We start from the raw sequence: 19,428 nt of genomic DNA on the forward strand, positions 1-19,428 counted from the left end.
GGAGAAGAACAACAACTGGCTCCACCACCGCGCAGCCGCCCTGAACCTGCGCCGCCTGATCACCCTGGGACTGACCAACACCGCCAACACCTGGACACTGGCACCAGCCTGACCCGGGGGCCCGGGCCCACCCGGGCCCGCACCCGATGCAACGTCAACCAACCCGGCAACCCCAACACCAAAACAACAAACCCCGACGGCCCCTATTTCAGCGGCCTCCTAGAGCTTGTCGCCGGGGAGGCCGCCCGCGGTCAGGAGTGTCACGCGCCCGACCTTGCCACCGAAGTCGAACGTGATCCGCTCGGTCGCCCCGTTGCCCTCTTTCTGAACCGCTTTGCCGAGGCCGTATTTCGGGTGGTTGATGCGGTCGCCGACGTCGTAGTTCACCTGCTTGTTGCGGCCACGCGTCGGATCGGTCGAGTACGACGATCGCCCGAGACGTTCTCGACCGAATCCCCCGCCGGAATCGCCGCGACCGAACACACCGCCCGACGACCCCAGATGGCGACTCGCCGACCGACGCGGCTCGGTGCGACGCCAGTCCACCAGGTGCTGCGGAATCTCTTGCAGAAAGCGGGATTCCGGATTCGAGACCGGCTGACCCCACGACGCGCGGGTCACCGAACGCGTGACATACAACCGTTCCTTGGCGCGGGTGATGCCGACGTAGGCGAGCCGGCGTTCCTCGCTCAGTTCGGCCGGGTCGCCGAGCGCCCGCATATGGGGGAAATGTCCGTCTTCCCAACCGGTCACGAAGACGACCGGGAACTCCAGCCCCTTCGCGGTGTGCAGCGTCATGAGGGTGACGACGCCGTCCCCCTCATCCGGCACCTGGTCGGCGTCAGCCACCAGTGACACCTTCTCCAGGAAGGCGGCCAATGAACCCGGCTCGGGTTCACCGTCGTTGTCGGGCACCTCGTCGAGGTCCTCCAGATCGTCCAGGTCGGCATCCACGGCAGCGAGTCCGGCTGCATCTGCACTGAACTCCCTTGCGACAGCCACCAATTCGTTGAGGTTGTCCAGACGGGCACCGTCTTGTGGGTCCCGGGAGGCCTCGAGTTCGGCGCGGTAGCCGGTCCGTTCGACGATGGCGTCCACCAGTTCCCCGATGTCGGCGCCCTCCTCGGTGGCGTCGACGACGGCGACATCCTCTGCCGCCTCCCCGGCCGCGCCGAATGTGGCGAGGAAATCGTTGCGCAAGCCCTCGATGAGTTCGACGAATCCACCGATCTGCTTGACCGCTCGGGTGTTCAGCAACGGCACCTTGCCCTCGGCGCCCTCCATCAGGGATTCGTAGAAGCTGATCCCGCGATTCTCCGAGTGCACCGCCACACACGCTTCGGCGCGGTCGCCGATGCCGCGTCGGGGGGTGTTCAGAATTCGGCGGAGGCTGACCGTGTCGTCTGGGTTCGCGACGACGCGCAGGTACGCGACCACATCGCGAACCTCTTTGCGCTCATAGAATTTCGTCCCGCCGACGACCTTGTACGGGATACCGTGCCGGACGAACACCTCTTCCAGCGACCGCGAGCCGGTGTTCGTGCGATAGAACACGGCGATGTCGGAGTACGAATGGCTCGACGACCCGCCGATCGAATAGTCGGCGAGGTCCTCGATCTCCTTGGCGATGAACAGCGACTCCTCACGATCGGAGTCCGCGACGTAACCGACGATCAGCTCGCCGTCGCCGGAGTCCGTCCACAACCGCTTGTCACGGCGATTCTCATTGCGCGCGATGACGGCGTTGGCCGCCGACAGGATCGTCTGAGTCGACCGGTAGTTCTGCTCGAGCAGGATCGTCTCGGCACTCGGGAAGTCGCGCTCGAACTCCTCGATGTTGCGGATCGTCGCACCACGGAACGCATAGATCGACTGATCCGCATCGCCGACGACACACAGCTCCGACGGTGAGACCGGCGACTCCGACTCCTCGTCGCCGACGAGCTCACGAATGAACACGTACTGCGCGTGATTGGTGTCCTGGTACTCGTCGACCATGACGTGGCGGAAGCGGCGGCGGTAGTACTCGGCCACCTCGGGGTGACGCTGCAGCAGCGACACCGTCTCGCCGATCAGGTCGTCGAAGTCGAATGCGTTCGCCGACTGGAGCCGACGCTGATACTCGGCGTAGATCTGCGCGACGACGAGCACCGACGGTTCGCCGTCGGTGGCGGCCGCCAACGCCTCGTCGGGGCCGATCAGTTCGTTCTTCAGATTCGAGATGCTGACCGCGACCCCGCGCGGGCTGAACTTCTTCGGGTCGAGTTCCAGATCACGGATGATCATGCCCAGCAGGCGTTTCGAATCATCCGAGTCGTAGATGGAGAAGTTCGAGTTGCGCGCACCCAGCAGCGCCGACTGGGCGCGCAGGATGCGCACGCACGTCGAGTGGAACGTCGAGACCCACATGAAGTTGGCGCGCGGACCCACCAGGTCGATCACCCGCTCACGCATCTCCGCGGCGGCCTTGTTGGTGAACGTGATCGCGAGGATCTGGCCGGGCGAGGTGTCCCGCTCGGCCAGCAGGTAGGCGATCCGGCGCGTCAGCACGGCCGTCTTCCCCGACCCCGCTCCCGCGACGATCAGCAGGGGGGACCCCGCATGCAGGACCGCGGCACGCTGCTGCGGGTTCAGTCCGTCGAGCAGGCGGGCGGTGCGGTCGTCCGACGACGCGGTCGTGGAGGCCGGCGGGGCGGGGTGAGAGGTCTCGCGGGTGGGGCTAGTCATCAGGAATCAAGGCTACTACCGCGTCACGACAGACTCCCTGCACGCTCCCGGCGCGGCCACCACCGACTCCGACGACTCGGGCGATGCCCGGGTGTCGTCCGCTGCGGTTACGATATGCCCGAATCGGGAGGATCGGCGGGGGGTCATTCAGTCGGGCCCATGTCGCCGACCGCACCGGGCATGATCTCCTGTCCGTGCACGGTCGCCGTGGTCCTCCCGCCCGGCATGTCGAGAGGGTCCGCGATGCAACGTCAGTCCGTCGCCGTTCCGGCGTTCGTGTTCGGGGCCGGGCTCCTCGCACTGGTCGTCGCCGTCATCCTGTCCTTCGTGCCGTTCCCCACCAGCGGCGCATCCGCACCGACGGCGGCGTTCACCGCCCAGCACAAGCTCGACGAGGTGGCGTTCGCACTCGGAGCCAGCCCGGGCGCACGGTACTCGGGCACGCTCACCACCACCGATGAGGGTGGCGGACAGCCACGCACGGTCGAGTTCACCGATCTGACGGTCGCGTCGACCAAGAACGCCGAGGGCACCATCACGGTCAACTCGACGCCCGCGCAGTACCTGCAGATCGGCAACTATCGCTATCTCAAGGGCCCGTCCCGGATCTGGACCGACCTGTTCGGCGGCGCCCGGATCGCCCAGCAGATCGATCTCGCCGCGATCGAGAACAAGTGGACGAACCTGCGGTACTCGGGGCTCCCCGATCTGGGATATCTGCTCTCGCCGGTCCTGCTCTCCGGCCGGATCGGCAACACCGAGCGGGTGCGGGCACCTGCCCCCGGACTCGAGCTCCCCGCTCCCAACAAGGGGCTGCCGGATGCCCGGTACTGGCCCACGAGCGATCCGGAGATCACCGCCGTCGGCGACGACAAGGTCCGGGTCGGCACCCTCGACACGACGTTCGACCCCGCGAGCAAGAAGGTCACCCACATCACGGGCGACTTCAGCCGCGAGGGTTACAAGGTCAGCGTCGACACCGACGTCGACCTGCTCGCCTCCGCGGACCTGGCGGAACTCTTCGCCGGCGAACGCGCACTCGTGCCCGAGCTGACCAGCGTCCCCGCACCGGCTGTCCCGCTCGCGTCGAACGCAGTGTCCTCCCGGCCCACCGGAAGCTGCACCACCGACGCGTGCGGGTTCACCATCACCGCCAACGGCACCATCGATCCGGATGTCGCCAACGAACTCCGCGGTGTGACCGGGCACGTCAACTTCGGCCTGACGATCCGGTTCGCCGTCGACAACCTTCCGCCGGGTGCCCGCGGCGGCACCTGTACGCGGGTCGTCACGGCTCCGTTCGGCGGTCGCGCCGACACCACCTGCACGGCGACCGCCCTCCCACCGGGGTCGCGCAACGTCCGAACCGACCTCGCCATCGAGTTCCTCCCGTTCGTCGACGAGTCGGCCGAGAACCTGAACGAGTACATCTCCAGCCAGGAGAAGTCGAGCACGCTCCCGATCACGTTGGTGCGCACCGGATCGAAGAAGGCCGAGGCGGCGCGGTACAACGATCAGGTCGCCGGCTTCCCGAGCAGTTATGGGATCCGGCAGGGTGACTACGTGTTCGACGGCGTCGGACCCGAGGGCAATCTCTTCGTCGCATTCGCGCCCGGGTACGCGAGTCACATCACCGGGGCCCGGCTCGATCCGAGTTGGTCGGGTACGCAGCTGATCACCGACCAGCTCGGACAACAGCTGGCCGCCTCCGGTGAGCGCGAGATCACCTACATGACATCCGAACCCGAGCTCGCGACGGCACTGCGCCTGCTCGCGATCTCGCAGGGAGTGAGTCCCGACAAGCTCAAGGTGTTCTCCACTCCGCTCGACCGCGCCTGACTCGGTCTCGCGCTCAGCCCACCAGTCGGGCCTCGGCCACCTCGCCGACCCGACCTTCGCCGGTGTGCATCGCCAAGCCGTCGGTGACCGGCCGGATCCGAACCGCCCGCCCGCGCCCCTCGATCTGGACATAGACGACGTGGAGTCCGGCCTGCACCGGCACCCGCACGGGGCGGCCGCCGTCGAGCGACAACTCGATCTCACCGCCCGAGTTCGCGCAATAACTCACCGCGACGGTCCAGCGCCATTGGATCAACGGCCCGTTCAGCGTCAGTCGGCCCGGGCCGTCGAGCTCGGGCCGGGCGCAACTGCCCCTGCCCGGCCGGATGGTCCGCGCCGGTGTCACGGCGCCGGGCACCATGTTCCCGCTGCTGTCGAGCACCTGCAGACGATCGGTGGTGACGCCGAACCGCGGCCGCTCGGTGACCCGTCCGAAGGTGTGGCTGATCTGGTTGTTCGGATAGGCGACCGGGAGCAGGACCTCCAGCGGCAGCGACTGGTCGAACATGGTGATGTCGCGGTTCTCCGCCAGTGCGCGTTTCGCATTCGCAAGGTAGTCGCCGGTGGGGTCGTCGCGCCAGGAGTCCGCGAACGACACCAGCGAGATCATCGCGGAAGCGATCGCGAGAGCCGCCACGAGGACGACGCCGACCGGGTGCGCGGCCGCCGTACGCCCGGATGCCCCGGCATGACGTCCGACGACGGCCTGCGTCGAGGCAGCCGGGGCGGCGACGACAAGGGCGATCGCGATGGTGAACACCACCGCCGTGTCCGGCAGGTAGCGCATCGTCTGGGCGAGTTCCAGCGCCGTGTTCGCGCTCGACCGGTTCCACATCGCCGGTATCTGCGCGGCGATCATGTAGACGACCGCACAGGCGACGACGACGGCCGCACCGCGCCGGCGGGCCACCGCCCACCAGACCAGGAGCGCAGCGACCACCCAGCCGAGGACGATCATCCACACCGGCGGAAAGCCCATGGGCGGACTGGGCACCCAGCGCTCCCACTCCCAGGGACCACCGATCAGGGACGGGATGACCGCGTCGTTGATCGAGCGCCACACGAGTCGCGCCGTCTGGGCGATGGAGTGCTGCCCGGCCGTGGCGTCGGACACCGAGAAGAAGACGACGACCCACACCGCGAAGATCACCGCCATCGACGCCCACAGCAGACGTGCCCCGGTGAACGCACGGATCAGCGGACTGTCCGGCATCGGATGGCCGACGTCATCGGTGCTCGCGCTCTGCGGGCGTGCACCGTCGAACCGAACGGCCAGCACGGCCGCGGCGAACGCGACGGGAAGGATGAACAGCGACTTCTCGAAGAAGGCCAAGGCCACCACGAAGATCACCGACGATCGGACGATGATCAGTGTCGCGTCGGGCCGTCGCCCGCGCGAGCGCGCCAGCAGAACGGCGTCTGCCACGATCCAGGCCATCGCCGCCTGCATGGGCAATGAGTTCAGCGCGGCCGCCCACCAGGTGAACGCCGGCACCGTCATCGGGGTGAAGAGGTAGAAGGCCAGTGCGGCCAACGCCCCGATCCCTGCTCGCGGGCCCACCAGGACACGGATCATCCGCCAGACCGCGAGCGAGGCCAACGCCTGCATCACGATCAGCGTGATGGCGGGGACGATCCAGTTGACCGGCGCGATCACCGTGGAGACACCGGCGACGAGAAACGCAGCGGGCATGAAGTGGCCGTCGTGGCTGTGACCCAGGTAGTCCCAGCTCAGGATCGGGTGCGATGAAGCACGACCGATGAGCACCAGGTCGTCCCAATAGAAGTTCCCGGTGACGGCCAGCCATCCGCGGATCACGAGTTGCGCGGTGATCAGCGCAAGGGCCACCGACCACAACGTCCCCCTGCTCAGCATGCGGTCCAGTCTCACGGCCGGTGGGTCCCGTGGCAAAATCGGTCGCGTGACTGACGCCAACAGCCCTGACGAGAAGTCCGGTGCCGCGCCGCCGTTCGACGTGGATGCCTACGACCTGTCCTCCGACGTGGCCGGGCTGACCGACGACATCGACGACCTGCGCAAGGAGATCGATCGGCTCGACGCGATGATCCTCGCGTCCATCAAGCGGCGGTCCGCAGTGTCGAAGAAGATCGGTGCGGCGCGCATGGCGTCGGGTGGCCCGCGCCTGGTGCACAGCCGTGAGGTGAAGGTGCTCGATCGTTTCGCCGAGCTCGGCCAGGAGGGACACACGCTCGCGATGCTGCTGCTGCGGCTGGGGCGCGGCCCGCTCGGGCGTTGAGGACCGGCACAAGCGAAAAGTATTGGTGCAGAGCATCCTTTCTCACCTGACGCAGCCCTGTCCGGTGGCCGGCGGTCGACACGATTGACCCCGCACACCCACCGGAGTTGAGTGGACCTCATGTTCACGTCACCGGCTGACGGCTACGACCGCTTCATGGGTCGCTACACGCAGACGCTCGCGCCCGAACTGGTCGACGCGGTCGGGATCGATCGGAAGGCCCGAGTCCTCGACGTCGGATGCGGTCCGGGCGGCCTCACCGGGGTGCTCGCGCGATACGTGGGCGCACCGAGCGTCGCCGCGATCGACCCGGCACCCCAGTTCGTCTCCACCTGCCGCGAGCGCCACCCGCAGGCAGACGTCCGTGAGGGCATCGCCGAGGCGCTGCCCTGGCCCGACGACACGTTCGACGCGGCATTGTCGTGCCTGGTCGTCGGGTTCATGACCGACGCCGACCAAGGCCTGCGGGAGATGGCACGGGTCACCCGATCGGGTGGTGTCGTCGCCGCGTGCATGTGGGATCTCGACGAGGGCGGGATGACGATGCTGGAGACGTTCTGGGCTGCGGCCCGCGAACTCGACCCCGGCGTCGTCGGCGAGCGTATGCGGGTGGGTGTCAGTCGCGGCGACATCGCCACCCGCCTGCGCGCGATCGGGCTGCGAGATGTGGTCGACGGCGCTCTGACAGCACGGGTCGACTACATCGACTTCGACGACTTCTGGCAGCCGTTCACCTTCGCCGTCGGGCCTGCGGGCGCTCACCTGGCGGCACTGTCCGCGGATGAGCAGGAGCAGGTGCGCGAACTCTGCCGTCCGCTCCTACCGGATGGACCGTTCACGCTGGAGGCTCGCGCCTGGTTCGGCAGCGGTGTCGTCTCGCCGACGCTCCCTGACCACTGAGGTAGCCCCACGTGTGACGCGCCGACCACATAGGGTGAACGTCATGAGTGACGTCTCCGGCAGCGACTTCGACACCAGCGATCACGACGACATCACCGCAACGCAGTCCTGGCAGGCGCTCGCCGCCCACCAGCCGCACGTCTATGCGATGCATCTCCGCGAAGTCTTCGCCGTAGACCCCGACCGCGGACGGGAGCTGAACGTCAACGTCGGCGACCTGCACATCGACTACTCGAAGCATCGGGTCCTGCGCGAGACCCTCGAACTACTCTTCAGCCTCGCCCGCGAGGTAGGCATCGAGGATCGCCGCGACGACATGTTCGCCGGTGAACACATCAACACCTCCGAGGACCGCGCCGTCCTGCACACCGCGCTGCGACTGCCCGCAGGCGCCACCCTGCACGTCGACGGACAGGACGTCGTCGCCGACGTGCACGAAGTCCTCACGGCCATGGGCGAGTTCACCGACCGGCTCCGCAGCGGAGAGTGGAAGGGTCACACCGGCAAGGCCATCACCGACGTCGTCAACATCGGGATCGGCGGATCGGACCTCGGGCCGGTCATGGTCTATCAGGCGCTGCGCCACTACGTCGACGCCGACATCCGCTGTCACTTCGTCTCCAACGTGGATCCGGCCGACATGGTCGCCACCCTCGCCGACCTCGACGCCGAGACCACCCTGTTCATCATCGCCTCCAAGACGTTCACCACGCTCGAGACGCTGACGAATGCGGCGGCCGCACGACGATGGCTCCTCGACGAACTCGCCGGCGACGGCGAGACCCCGGAGGGCGCGGTCGCCAAACACTTCGTGGCCGTGAGCACCAACGCCGACGCAGTCGCGAAGTTCGGCATCGACACCGCCAACATGTTCGGCTTCTGGGACTGGGTCGGCGGCCGGTACTCGGTGGACTCCGCCATCGGCCTGTCGGTGATGGCGGCGATCGGCAAGGAACAGTTCGCCGAGTTCCTCGCCGGATTCCACCTCGTCGACGATCACTTCCGGACCGCTCCCCTCGAGCAGAACGCACCGGTCATCCTGGGTCTGATCGGCCTCTGGTACAACAACTTCTGGGATACACAGTCCCGCGTCGTCCTGCCGTACTCGAACGACATGGCGCGATTCGCCGCGTATCTGCAGCAGCTGACGATGGAGTCCAACGGCAAGTCCGTGACCGCTCACGGGCATCACGTCACCACCGAGACCGGCGAGGTCTTCTGGGGCGAGCCCGGCACCAACGGTCAGCACGCCTTCTACCAACTCCTGCACCAGGGCACACGGATGATCCCCGCGGACTTCATCGGTTTCGCCGAGCCGACCGACGATCTGCCGACCGCGGACGGCACCGGCTCGATGCACGACCTCCTCATGAGCAACTACTTCGCGCAGACGAAGGTCCTGGCCTTCGGCAAGACCGCCGACGAGATCTCAGCCGAAGGCGTGGCACCGAACGTGGTGGCGCACAAGGTCATGCCCGGGAACCGGCCGACCACATCGATCCTCGCGCCCGAACTGACACCGTCGGTGATCGGTCAGCTGATCGCACTGTACGAGCATCAGGTCTTCGTCGAGGGCACGATCTGGGGTATCAACCCGTTCGATCAGTGGGGTGTGGAACTCGGCAAGACCCAGGCCAAAGAGCTTCTCGGTATCATCGTCGACGCACAATCACCTGCGCCGCAGGACGATTCGTCGACCGACGAGTTGGTGCGCTGGTACCGCGAGCACCGGGGACGCAAGGCCTGACCCTTCGAGACGCTCGCAAGCTCGCTCCTCAGGGATCGGGAGACGCCTATCCCCAGCGCGACTCGTCGAACACCTCGTCGGGAATCTCGTCGCCGGGTTGCACGCCGAGTTCTTCGAGGCGACCCATCAGGGCTGCGGACACTGCGATGAAGGTGACGAGATCCTGTGTCTCGGTGGATCGTTCGGCCGGGTCGCCGCCCATGAACTCGTGCAGCGCAGGCGGCACGCAGTCGCCCATGTCGATCGAACGCCGACCCGTCGCCGTCCGCCACGCGTCGAAACTCGCGGAGTCGACCGCCTCGGCGATGTCGCCGGTGCGGACCGCCTCGAGCACCTCGTCCACCGACGTCAGCGGACCACTGCTCCCGCTGGACGGGTCGAACCCGACGACGGTGTCCGCGTCGAGTTCCGGATCGTCGTCGAGCGTGAAGTAGACGATGCCGCGCCAGTCGGCGCCGAGTGCCGTCACGTCGCCGCGACCGAACACATCGATCAACAGCTCGCTGACCTCGCCCCGACGGCGCTCGGAGAACAACTGAAACGCGCCATGGGCCACAACCTGCCCTTGCTTGGTCGACACATCGGATACCTTACGCAGGGTGAGTTCCTCCGCGAGGGTGCCGGGTGCGGCCCGGCGTGTGTGTCTGCCGATCGGCGTGTTCGTCGTTCTGGCAACAGTCGCCGCGTGCACCGGTTCCACCCCGACCGACGACGTGACGCCCACGTCCGTCCCGACCAGTGCGGCGGTCACCGTGCCGGCAGGTCAGCCCGCTCGTTCGTCACCGGGAACAGCCCTGACGTTCGGTCAGAGCGCGGTGTTGCCGGCCAACGCGTTCGCCGCGAACGGATCGCCCGCGATGTTCACCGTCACCGGGATCACCCCTGCCGAGGGAGTCCCCGAGGACACCGCCCAAGGCGGCACGCCGTACTTCCTCTACGTGACCGTCACCTCGTTGGCGTCGCGTCCCGCACCGGCGCCACGCGTCGTCGGTCTCAGCGGCAGCGCCGACGGCCGTACGCCGGCGCTGACCCTCGCACCCACTCCCGGCCTCACCGCGTGTCCGGTGGCGACGCCGCCGGAACGAATGCGGCGCGGACAGTCGTACTCGGCGTGCCTCGTCTCCGTCGCCGACCAGGGTCAACGGCTGCAGCAGGTCATCTACTGGGCAGACACCACCGGCGACCCGGCGCTCGACTACAAGTCGACGCCGGTCGCCTGGTCCCTCCCCGGCCCTGCATCGACACCGGCGGCGCCGAGTACTCCGGCCGGCTGACCACCCGGCAGTCTGTGACACGACCGGCGATCACACCAGCCGGCGACTGATCTCCGACGGCAGGAACCGCAACGCCGTGGCGATAAGCCACCACGGCCAGCGTGGGACGGGCGCCCATGACGATTCCTTCTCGATCGCCGCCACCATCGCGTCGACGCCGGTGTCGGTGTCGGTCATCATCGCGGTCTTCACGCCGCGGTTGATGTCGGTCTCGATGTATCCGGGGAGCAGAACCGAGATCGTGATGGGTGATGTCGCGAACTCCGCCTGCAGCCCCTGCCCGAGCGCGGACAGCCCGGCCTTCGACGCGGAGTACGCCGCCTGCGATCTGGGCAAGCCGCGAATGGCACTCATCGAACTGATCAGCACGAGGTGACCGTGCTCCTGCGCGCGGAAGATCTCGAGTGCCGCCTCGATCTGCGCGAGCGCACCGACGAGATTCGTCTGCACGGTCTCGATGTTCGCCGCCGCCTTGCCGGTGCCGATCGGCGCACCCTTGCCGAGACCGGCGTTCACGATCACCCGATCGAGCCCGCCGAGCTGATCCGCGAGCGATGCGAAGACCCCGGAAACCGAATCGGTGTCCGTGACGTCGAGCCGCGCCGTCGCGATCCGCGCTGCGGCGGGACGGAGTTCGTCGGCCAATGCGTCGAGCCGGTCGGTGCGACGGGCACAGAGCGCGAGGGCCCGTCCGTCGGCGGCGAATCTGCGCGCCATGCCCTCGCCGAGTCCCGAACTCGCGCCGGTGATCAGGATCTTCTGCCGTGTCGTCGCACCCATGGTGGACCAACCTACCGGTCCGCGGTCGGCCGCCTCGCGCGAGCACGCGGTGCGGTGGTGCGGCGGTGCGGTGGTGCGCATCCACAACCTGGCACGTCCCGGAGATGCGCGCCGACAAAGCGCCCGCACGAGCGACGCCGTCGACAATGCGTGCGCGAATCCCGTCGACCGGGCGCTTTCCCGGGGCGTGTTTCCGGGACGTTCAGGCAGTCTGTGAGGTCAGGCGCAGGGCCTGCATCACACGGTCGGTGCCGGCAGGGTCACCGACGGTGATCCGCGTGCCGGCATCGCCGCACTGCTTGGTGTCGATCCCGCAGACGCGCAGCAGCTGTCCCAACGCCACACCGTCCGGTCCCGGGAGGAACACGAAGTTCGCGTGCGCCTGGACGGTTGCACAACCGATGGCGTGCAGCATCCCGACCAGCCGGTCCCGCTCCGCGCGCATAGCCCGAACCCGTTGCGCGAGTTCGACGTCGGCCGCGAGCCCCACCGGAACAGCGGCGATTGCCGCGGGGCTCACGGCGAAAGGCACCTCATGATTGCGCAGCTCGCCGACGACGTCCGGACGACCCAGCCCGTAGCCGATCCGCAGGGCGGCCAACCCGTACGCCTTCGAGAAGGTCCGCAGCACCACGACGGGATTGCGATGGCCGATGAGCCGGTCCAGGTCCGGCTCTGTCCCGGCGAACTCGATGTAGGCCTGGTCGACGATGGTGACGATGTGCGACGGAAGTTCGTCGACGAAGCGATACAGCTGGTCGTGCTCGACCACCGTGCCCGTCGGGTTGTGCGGTGAGCAGATGATCACCACGGAGGTATCGGACGTGATGGCGGCGCGCACCCGGTCGAGGTCGACGCCACCGTCGTCGGCCAGCCGAACGGGTGTCACCCGCATGCCGACCATGTTCGCCAGGATCGGATAGCCGTCGAAGGTCGGCATCGGCGTCACCAGCGTCGGAGAGGTGATCCCCGACGACTGTGCGTGGCGCATGGCGCGGTGCAGGACGCCCAGCGCGACCCCGGTGGCTCCCGGGCCTACGGTGACCTGACCGGGCGGGAGGCCCAGGTGTCCGGCGATGGCCGCTCGCGTGTCGTCAGGCAGAAAATCGGGGTACCGGTTCGCCCGGGAGATCGACCGTCGGAGTGCGTCGGCGACGGACGGGAGCGGCGGGTAGGCCGATTCGTTGAGGTCGAGACGAAGGCGGCCCGACGATCCGCTGCCGGAACCGCGCAGGCCGCTCATGGGCGCCCACCCCACCGCAGCGCCGCTGCCGCCGAGAAGTCACCCGCATGTGCGAACGCGGCCGTCATGACGATGTCGCCCTTGCGAATTCGACCATCGGCCACAGCCGTGTCGAGGGTGACCGGAATTCCGACGGCGAAGAGGTTGCCGCATTCGTCGAAAGTGTCCGGGTGTCGTGAATCGGGTAGCTCCATCGCTTCCCGCCAGTTCCGCAGGAAGATCCGATTGGGCTGATTGGTGATGAACCAGTCGAGATCGGACGGCCTCACCCCGATGGCGTCGGCGACCTCGATGGCGGTCTCCGGCACCATCCGGTTGCCGCGGGCGAGCACCTTCGCGATCTTGGCCTCGGTGAAGCCGATGTGGATCTGTCCGGCGCCGGCCTCCCAGTATTTCCGCGGAGGCGACGACACCCCGGTCATGTCACCCGCATACTGCCCGTAGGAGTGACAGGTCAGTCCGAGTACCGGGCTGCCGTGATCGTCGGAGAGCGTGAGGACCGCGACCGCCGCGCCGTCTCCCGGGATCGACGCCTGCGGCTTGCCGCGCACCTGTTCCTGGGTGAAGACCTGGGCGGCGCTGTTCTGGGCCAACCCCAGCAACGCCTTTCGGCCTCCGCCAGCCCTCAGCAGTGCGCCGGCGACGTCGATCATGTGGATGAAGGCGGCGCACCCGCCGTTGTGGACGTCGAGGACCGTCGACGGTCGCAGGCCGAGTCGATGTGCCACCTCGCCGCCGCATCCCCGAACGGGTACCTCGGGCAGCTGGCTGTGAGTGAGGACGACGTCGACGTCGTCGAGGAAGTCACCACCGTTCCGGTCGGTCAGGACCCGCGCCGCCTCGAGGATCATGTCCGCCGACGTCTCGCCCTCGCCGGCATGGTGACGAAAAGCGGGCGCACGGAACATCACGTTGTCGATGAGGTCGTCGTCGGCGGCGTACTTTGCGAAATACTCTGCGGGGACTCGATTCTCGGGAAGGTAGGCGGCGAGGTCGATCAGGCAGGTCGGGGTGGCGGTCATCGTCGCATCCAATCGGGGGTGATGGGCAGGCCGTGGTGATGCCGGTACTCGGCGATCGCCGTGAGGTTGTCGAGTTCGATCTGATGTCCGGCCGAGAACGTGTCCCAGAAGTCACCCACCCACACCGGGCGTTCGGGCGGAGCGGTCTCCGGGTACGGGTTCTCGTCGTAGAACGGATGACGGCAGTTCACCCACAGCACGACCGATCCCGGCTTGTCGAGTACGACCTGGGCGTCGACGACGCGCATCAGGTAGATCATCCACAGATGGCGCCCCTGGTCCCAGGCGCAGTGGTAGTCGACGGTCATCGCATCGGGGTGCGCGACCGTACGGGTGTAGATCGCGGTGTCGGACCCGAGCCGATCCTGCGCCACCCAGAGTCCGTCCTCGTCCGTCTCGACGAAACCGCGCAGGCTGTAGGTCCATTCCTCCAACGACCGAGTGTCGGCGAGCCACTCGTACAGCTCGCGCGGCGGGGCGTCGACATAGCCCTGGACCGGGCAGAAGTCGCCGTAGATCGAGTCGTGCGGATAGACCGATCGCAATCTGTCCATCAGGATCGGCGTCGCGACCTTCCGCGGATGAGACTCGATCCGGGTGAGACCGTCGAGCGTGGCGATGGCGTCGCCGAGGTCGGAGAGGGCGGGCAGCACAGCGGTCATGGGTGATCTTCTCTCTCGAGGAGCGGTGCGAACGGGGGGATCTCATCGGGGTCGACATCGACCACGAGACAGTTCGGCCCGGCCCGCGACAGCAGATCCGCCGCCGCCGGGCGCAGCGACGCGCGATCGGCGAGGTGGACGACCATGAGTCGGTCGAACATGGCCGCGAGACCTCCGGCGATGTCGGTGTAGCGGAACCGATTGATGCTGGGAGTGCTTGGGAAGAAACGCTTCTCGCGGGTGATGCACATGGCGTGGGCGTTGTTGTTCAGCACGACGACGGTGACGGGTGCGTCGTGTTCGATCGCGGTGTGCAACTCCATGCCGTGCATGAAGAATGCGCCGTCTCCCGCGATGACGACCGTCCGGCCGGGATCGTCGTCGGCCGCGGACCGGATGGCGTTGCCGATGCCGGCGGCGACACCGTATCCCATGCCGCCCATGCCGAGTGCCACCACGAAGCGGCCGTGCCCGAACGGGAGGTGATGGATGGCTGCGGCCCCGGCATTCCCGGCGTCCGCGAACACCGCTGTGCCGGCCGGGAATGCGGCGCCGATTTCGTCGATGACCGTGCGCATGTCGAGGCTTACGGTCGCCGGCGCAATGCCCAGGTAGGTGACCTCCGTCGCCATCTGCCGACGAGTGTTGCCGCGCAGCCGTTCCCGTATCGCCGATGTCAGGTGGTCGACCGTCGAGCCGATCGTGCCGCAGTGGAGGTGGTCCACGGTTCCCGGTATCCGCGGCGGTTCGGAACCCAGATGGATGACCCGCATGTGTGTGAGCGCTCCGTCGAGGCCGGCACGATCTGTCATCGACATCCGGCAGCCGATCACGAGGCAGACCGTGGTGGCGGCAAGCGCCCGATGGGCCGACGGATGGCCCATCACCCCCGTGACGCCGGCGTATCCGGGGGCGTCCCGCAGGAGGTCCCGTCCCCCGGGCGCGGCGACCACCACAGCCGACAGCGCTCGCGCCAGTGCATCGATCCCCGATCCGACACCGGCCACCGACGCTTCGTCACCGACCCAGATCGCTACATCGCCACCGGATTCGACCGTGCTGCAGAGCTCGTCGGCGACAGCAGCGAGCAGCGCGGCCGGCACGTCGTCGACGCGCGGGGGTGACATCATCGCAGGGTGGATTGCCACGTGTCCCTCGGGCAGCGGCGCTGACTGGACGTCTTTCGGGAGCAGCACGGCTGCGGGCAATCCGCGTCGTGCCGTGGCGAACGCGGTCGCGAGTGCCGCGGGGACCTCGTCGGGGCGTGTCACGACCGAGCACGACCCGGTGATGGCGCCGAGGAGTCCGGCGAGGTCGACGGTGTCCGGTGGAGACAGCATGTCCTGGAAGGCTCCTTGCCCGACGAACGACGTCGGCGCGGTGCCGATCAGGGCGATGACCGGCACCCGGCTGTCGTATGACTCGGCGAGCGCAGGGACCACGTTCATCGCACCGCCGCCCGAGGTGGTCATCACCACCGCGGGATGACCGGTGATGCGGGCCGTGCCGTCGGCCATGGCTCCGGCGGCGAACTCGTGCTTGGCGATGACCGGGGTCATGCCGTCGACGCGCACTGCCGCGTCGAACAGATCCTCGATGTTGGCGCCGTGCACCCCGAATACGGTGGTGACCGACATCGAGACGAGCTGTCGGACAACGTAGTCGGCGACCGAGTGTCGAGTGGCGGCCTCGTCGTGTCCCGACGGTCCCGCCGGGTGCGCGGGATTCGCGAGCGCGGTCATGGTGCAACAGTGCGTCGTCGAACCTGAAGGTCCGCTGAAATCCGCGGCCCGCCGACCCCTGTCCTGTGTTCGCACGACGACCTACGATGAAGCCCACAGCAGGTGCGGTCGTCGGGGCCGGCGTGGCGTCGGGACACGGAGCACCGCGAGGAGTTGTGATGTCTGGGCGGTCCGACGCGACGAACGGTTGGCGGGCACTGTTCCGCCGTCGACAGGGCGTCCGCATGCGCTCGACGATCGTCGGAACCTTTCTCGTCGCGATCGCACTCGTGATCGGTGCTGCGGTGATGCTGTTCATGCTCCACCGCGCCGACAACCGGTCGATGTACGACTCCACCAGCTACCGCGCCTACGAGATGGCCGATTACATCCGGCAGGGCGGGATCGCCGGCATTCCGGCCGAGGAGCTGATGGTCGGCTCGGGCGTCGACATCATCCAGGTCATCGACAACGACGGACGGGTTGTCGCGTCGTCGCCGGGAGCTCCGGCGGTCCCGTTGACCTCGGAGCGACCGGCGCCGTGGACCTCCACCGCGGTCGAGGGCCGGTTGGTCCCCGAAGACGAGGACGAGTTCTGCGCGACGATCGCCGGCGCGCGCCACGGCGCCGATGAGTTCACCGTGTTCGCGGCGGTGTCCACCAACGCCTACCGGCAGGGCTTCGTGAACACCGCTCTTCTGCTGGCACTCGAACTCCCGATCCTGGTGATCCTGTCCGGGCTGGCCATCTACTTCTTCGTCGGGCGCGCTCTGCGGCCGGTCGGCAAGATCACCGAACAGGTCACCGCTATCACCGGTTCCGATCTGTCCCTGCGGGTTCCGGTGCCGAGCACCGATGACGAGATCACCCGGCTCGCCGACACCATGAACGCGATGCTCGCACGGCTCGATCAGAGCCACGACGCGCAGCTCCGGTTCGTCGGGGACGCCTCCCACGAGATGCGCAGTCCGCTGACCACCGTCGTCGGTATCCTCGACCTGGCCGACGACACCGACTCGGCGGTCGACCTGCAGACCGTACGCACGATCCTGCTGCCGGAGGCGCGCCGACTGCAGAACATGGTCGACGACCTGCTGTTGCTGGCCCGGGCAGACGAACACGGTGTGCCACTGCGTATCCGGGATGTGGACCTCGACGACGTCGTGGCGGCGGAGGCGCATCGTCTCCGATCGCTGGGCCTGGCACGCGTCGAGACGTCGATCGTCCCGATCAGGATGTCCGGTGACGCCGACAAACTCGGCCGCGCACTCCGCAATGTCGCCGAGAACGCGGTCCACCACGCGGAGTCGACGATCCGGTTCGACATGGCGTTCGACGAGGCCACGGACACCGCCGCGATCAGCGTGACCGACGACGGGCCCGGGGTCCCGGAAGAGCAGCGCGCCATCATCTTCGAGCGGTTCACGCGGCTCGACGTCGATCGCCGTCACCGAGGTGGTTCGGGACTCGGCCTGTCGATCGTGTACGAGATCGTCCGCGCGCACGGTGGGACGGTGACCGTCGTCGATCCGCCGGCCGGATTCGCGCACGGGGCGACCTTCATCATCACGCTGCCGACGACGAATGCACAGCCTGACGGCACCCGGGACGGCGCGGTCAGTACCGCACTCGTCCTGCCCCCGTCGTCATGAGGCGATGGTCGATCAGTCGAGTCGGATTCGGTAACCCGCGCCCCGGACGGTCTCGATGCTCCGGACGCCGAACGGTGCGTCGACGCGTTTGCGGAGGTAGCCGACGTAGACCTCGACGATGTTGGGATCACCCTCGAAGTGCTCGTCCCACACCGAATGCAAGATGTCGGACTTGGAACAGACGGTCCCGGCGTTGCGGATCAGGTACTCGAGCACGGCGAACTCCCGCGGCGTCAGCGTGACCGGTACGTCCCCGCGGCGGACGAGATGTTCCGCGGGGTCGAGCACGAGGTCACCCGCGCGGAGCCGGGCGGGCCGTTCCGGCGCGCCACGACGCAGCAGCGCCCGGAGCCGCGCCTTGAGCACGACGACCGAGAACGGCTTGACGAGGTAATCGTCGGCGCCGTAGTCGAGAGCCTCCGCCTCGTCGTACTCGCCGTCCTTGGCGGTGAGCATGAGCACCGGCGTCCACACCTCGCGCTCACGCAGACGCTGCAGGACCTGATATCCGTTCAGCCCCGGCATCATGATGTCGAGCACGATCACGTCGAAATGCGCCTCGGTGGCACGCCACAGGCCGTCCGTTCCGTCGTGTGCCACGGTCACCGCCCAACCGTCACTGACCAGCATGCGCCGGACGGTTTCCGCGGCCCGGGTGTCGTCGTCGACGACGAGGGCATGCACGGCAGCTACTTCAGCAGTCGCGACATCCGGCGATCGGCCAACACCTTGCCGCCGGTCTGACACGTCGGGCAGTACTGGAATGACCGGTCGGAGAAGGACACCTCGCGGATCGTGTCCCCGCACACCGGGCACGGCAATCCGGTTCGCGCGTGCACCCGCAGCCCGGTTCGCTTCTCCGACTTCAGGCGGGCCACCTCTTGGCCCTCGAGGCGCCCGATCGCGCCGGTCAACACGGACCTCGCCGTGTCGAACAACGTGTCGACCTGCTCGGCCGACAACGACTTCGCGGAGGCGAACGGTGAGAGCTTGGCGGTGTGCAGGATCTCGTCGGAGTAGGCGTTGCCGATCCCGGCGATCGTGCGCTGATCGGTCAGCACGTTCTTGATGCGGCCCGTCGTGCCGGCCAGGATCGCACCGAACTCCTCGCGGGAACACGACAACACGTCGGGTCCCAGACCGGCGATCCGGTCGATCTCGCCGACGTCACGCACGATCCAGACGGCCAACCGCTTCTGTGTGCCCGCCTCGGTGACGTCGAATCCCTCGCCCGGCAGGCCACAGTGCACGCGGATGGCGATGGGCCCCTTGCCTCCCGGTCGCGGCGGCGTCTGTGAGAGGTGATCGCTCCACCGCAGCCATCCCGCGCGGGACAGGTGGATGACGAGGTTGATCACCGGTTCGGCGCTCGGGGTGTCGGGTCCGGGAATGGTGCGGATGACCAGGTATTTCCCCAGTCGACCGGCGGATTCGACAATACGTCCGGCCAGCGCCGTGTACGGCGGGTCGGCGGTCTTCAGCACGGCGAGCGACGCGACATCGACTCGTCGGATGGGGAAGCCGGCCGCGCGCCCGTCTACGTACTCCGCGATGGCCGCCACCTCAGGAAGCTCAGGCATGACTCCAGTGTGCTCTAGTAAGA

At 67.7% G+C, this 19,428-nt stretch carries 16 protein-coding genes; 6 read left to right on the forward strand and 10 right to left on the reverse strand.

Going from position 1 to position 19,428, the window contains the following annotated elements:
• Positions 1-219: 219 nt before the first annotated feature.
• The gene (locus tag QSJ19_RS23750) at positions 220-2,727 is read right to left on the reverse strand and encodes a UvrD-helicase domain-containing protein (RefSeq protein WP_286323488.1); all 2,508 of its coding nucleotides are present in this window, start codon (positions 2,725-2,727) and stop codon (positions 220-222) included.
• A 243-nt stretch (positions 2,728-2,970) separates the two neighbouring features.
• On the opposite strand from QSJ19_RS23750, the gene QSJ19_RS23755 reads away from it, so the two are divergent.
• Positions 2,971-4,566 carry a hypothetical protein gene (locus QSJ19_RS23755; protein ID WP_286323490.1) on the forward strand — a complete coding sequence of 532 codons (1,596 nt, stop codon included), beginning with the start codon at positions 2,971-2,973 and terminating at the stop codon, positions 4,564-4,566.
• Positions 4,567-4,579: 13 nt separating this feature from the next.
• Here the strand turns inward: QSJ19_RS23755 and QSJ19_RS23760 are convergent, their stop codons facing one another.
• On the reverse strand, positions 4,580-6,442 hold the full coding sequence (locus QSJ19_RS23760) for a hypothetical protein (protein WP_286323492.1): 1,863 nt from the start codon (positions 6,440-6,442) through the stop codon (positions 4,580-4,582).
• Between the two features lie 46 nt (positions 6,443-6,488).
• Here QSJ19_RS23760 and QSJ19_RS23765 point away from each other — a divergent pair, with 46 nt between their 5' ends.
• The 3 genes from QSJ19_RS23765 (at position 6,489) to pgi (ending at position 9,471) form a co-directional block, all read left to right on the forward strand.
• Positions 6,489-6,824 (forward strand): chorismate mutase, encoded by a 336-nt coding sequence (locus QSJ19_RS23765; protein ID WP_286323493.1) that lies wholly within the window; start codon positions 6,489-6,491, stop codon positions 6,822-6,824.
• Between the two features lie 120 nt (positions 6,825-6,944).
• The gene (locus tag QSJ19_RS23770; protein ID WP_286323494.1) at positions 6,945-7,724 is read left to right on the forward strand and encodes a class I SAM-dependent methyltransferase; all 780 of its coding nucleotides are present in this window, start codon (positions 6,945-6,947) and stop codon (positions 7,722-7,724) included.
• Positions 7,725-7,767: 43 nt separating this feature from the next.
• A complete protein-coding gene (gene pgi, locus QSJ19_RS23775; protein ID WP_286323495.1) occupies positions 7,768-9,471 on the forward strand; it encodes a glucose-6-phosphate isomerase in 1,704 nt (567 codons plus the stop codon).
• Positions 9,472-9,517: 46 nt separating this feature from the next.
• Here pgi and QSJ19_RS23780 read toward each other — a convergent pair whose 3' ends face one another.
• Entirely contained in the window at positions 9,518-10,051 is a 534-nt protein-coding gene (locus QSJ19_RS23780; protein ID WP_286323498.1) for a hypothetical protein, read from the reverse strand.
• Between the two features lie 19 nt (positions 10,052-10,070).
• On the opposite strand from QSJ19_RS23780, the gene QSJ19_RS23785 reads away from it, so the two are divergent.
• The gene (locus tag QSJ19_RS23785) at positions 10,071-10,745 is read left to right on the forward strand and encodes a hypothetical protein (RefSeq protein ID WP_286323499.1); all 675 of its coding nucleotides are present in this window, start codon (positions 10,071-10,073) and stop codon (positions 10,743-10,745) included.
• A 30-nt stretch (positions 10,746-10,775) separates the two neighbouring features.
• On the opposite strand, the gene QSJ19_RS23790 is transcribed toward QSJ19_RS23785, so the two are convergent.
• The 5 genes from QSJ19_RS23790 to QSJ19_RS23810 all read right to left on the reverse strand — a co-directional run bounded on the left by QSJ19_RS23790 (position 10,776) and on the right by QSJ19_RS23810 (position 16,194).
• Complete coding sequence (locus tag QSJ19_RS23790) at positions 10,776-11,525, reverse strand: SDR family oxidoreductase (protein ID WP_286323535.1); 750 nt, start codon at positions 11,523-11,525, stop codon at positions 10,776-10,778.
• Positions 11,526-11,727: 202 nt separating this feature from the next.
• Positions 11,728-12,768 (reverse strand): pyridoxal phosphate-dependent aminotransferase, encoded by a 1,041-nt coding sequence (locus tag QSJ19_RS23795; protein WP_286323501.1) that lies wholly within the window; start codon positions 12,766-12,768, stop codon positions 11,728-11,730.
• Positions 12,765-13,790: a 3-oxoacyl-ACP synthase III family protein gene (locus QSJ19_RS23800; protein WP_286323502.1), complete on the reverse strand. Its 1,026-nt coding sequence runs from the start codon at positions 13,788-13,790 to the stop codon at positions 12,765-12,767. The genes QSJ19_RS23795 and QSJ19_RS23800 overlap by 4 nt, the downstream gene beginning before the upstream one ends.
• Positions 13,787-14,452: an SRPBCC family protein gene (locus QSJ19_RS23805; RefSeq protein ID WP_286323503.1), complete on the reverse strand. Its 666-nt coding sequence runs from the start codon at positions 14,450-14,452 to the stop codon at positions 13,787-13,789. Before QSJ19_RS23805 ends, QSJ19_RS23800 begins: the two co-directional genes overlap by 4 nt.
• A complete protein-coding gene (locus QSJ19_RS23810) occupies positions 14,449-16,194 on the reverse strand; it encodes a thiamine pyrophosphate-binding protein (protein WP_286323505.1) in 1,746 nt (581 codons plus the stop codon). The genes QSJ19_RS23805 and QSJ19_RS23810 overlap by 4 nt, the downstream gene beginning before the upstream one ends.
• Positions 16,195-16,352: 158 nt before the next feature.
• Between QSJ19_RS23810 and QSJ19_RS23815 the strand changes: the two genes are divergently transcribed.
• On the forward strand, positions 16,353-17,825 hold the full coding sequence (locus QSJ19_RS23815) for a HAMP domain-containing sensor histidine kinase (RefSeq protein ID WP_286323506.1): 1,473 nt from the start codon (positions 16,353-16,355) through the stop codon (positions 17,823-17,825).
• A 12-nt stretch (positions 17,826-17,837) separates the two neighbouring features.
• On the opposite strand, the gene QSJ19_RS23820 is transcribed toward QSJ19_RS23815, so the two are convergent.
• Complete coding sequence (locus QSJ19_RS23820) at positions 17,838-18,509, reverse strand: response regulator transcription factor (protein ID WP_286323507.1); 672 nt, start codon at positions 18,507-18,509, stop codon at positions 17,838-17,840.
• Between the two features lie 5 nt (positions 18,510-18,514).
• Positions 18,515-19,405, reverse strand: coding sequence for a DNA-formamidopyrimidine glycosylase family protein (locus tag QSJ19_RS23825; protein WP_286323508.1), 891 nt, complete (start codon positions 19,403-19,405; stop codon positions 18,515-18,517).
• Between the last annotated feature and the right edge of the window lie 23 nt (positions 19,406-19,428).

Origin of the sequence: Gordonia sp. ABSL11-1 (assembly GCF_030315685.1) — a bacterium.
Taxonomy (GTDB): domain Bacteria; phylum Actinomycetota; class Actinomycetes; order Mycobacteriales; family Mycobacteriaceae; genus Gordonia.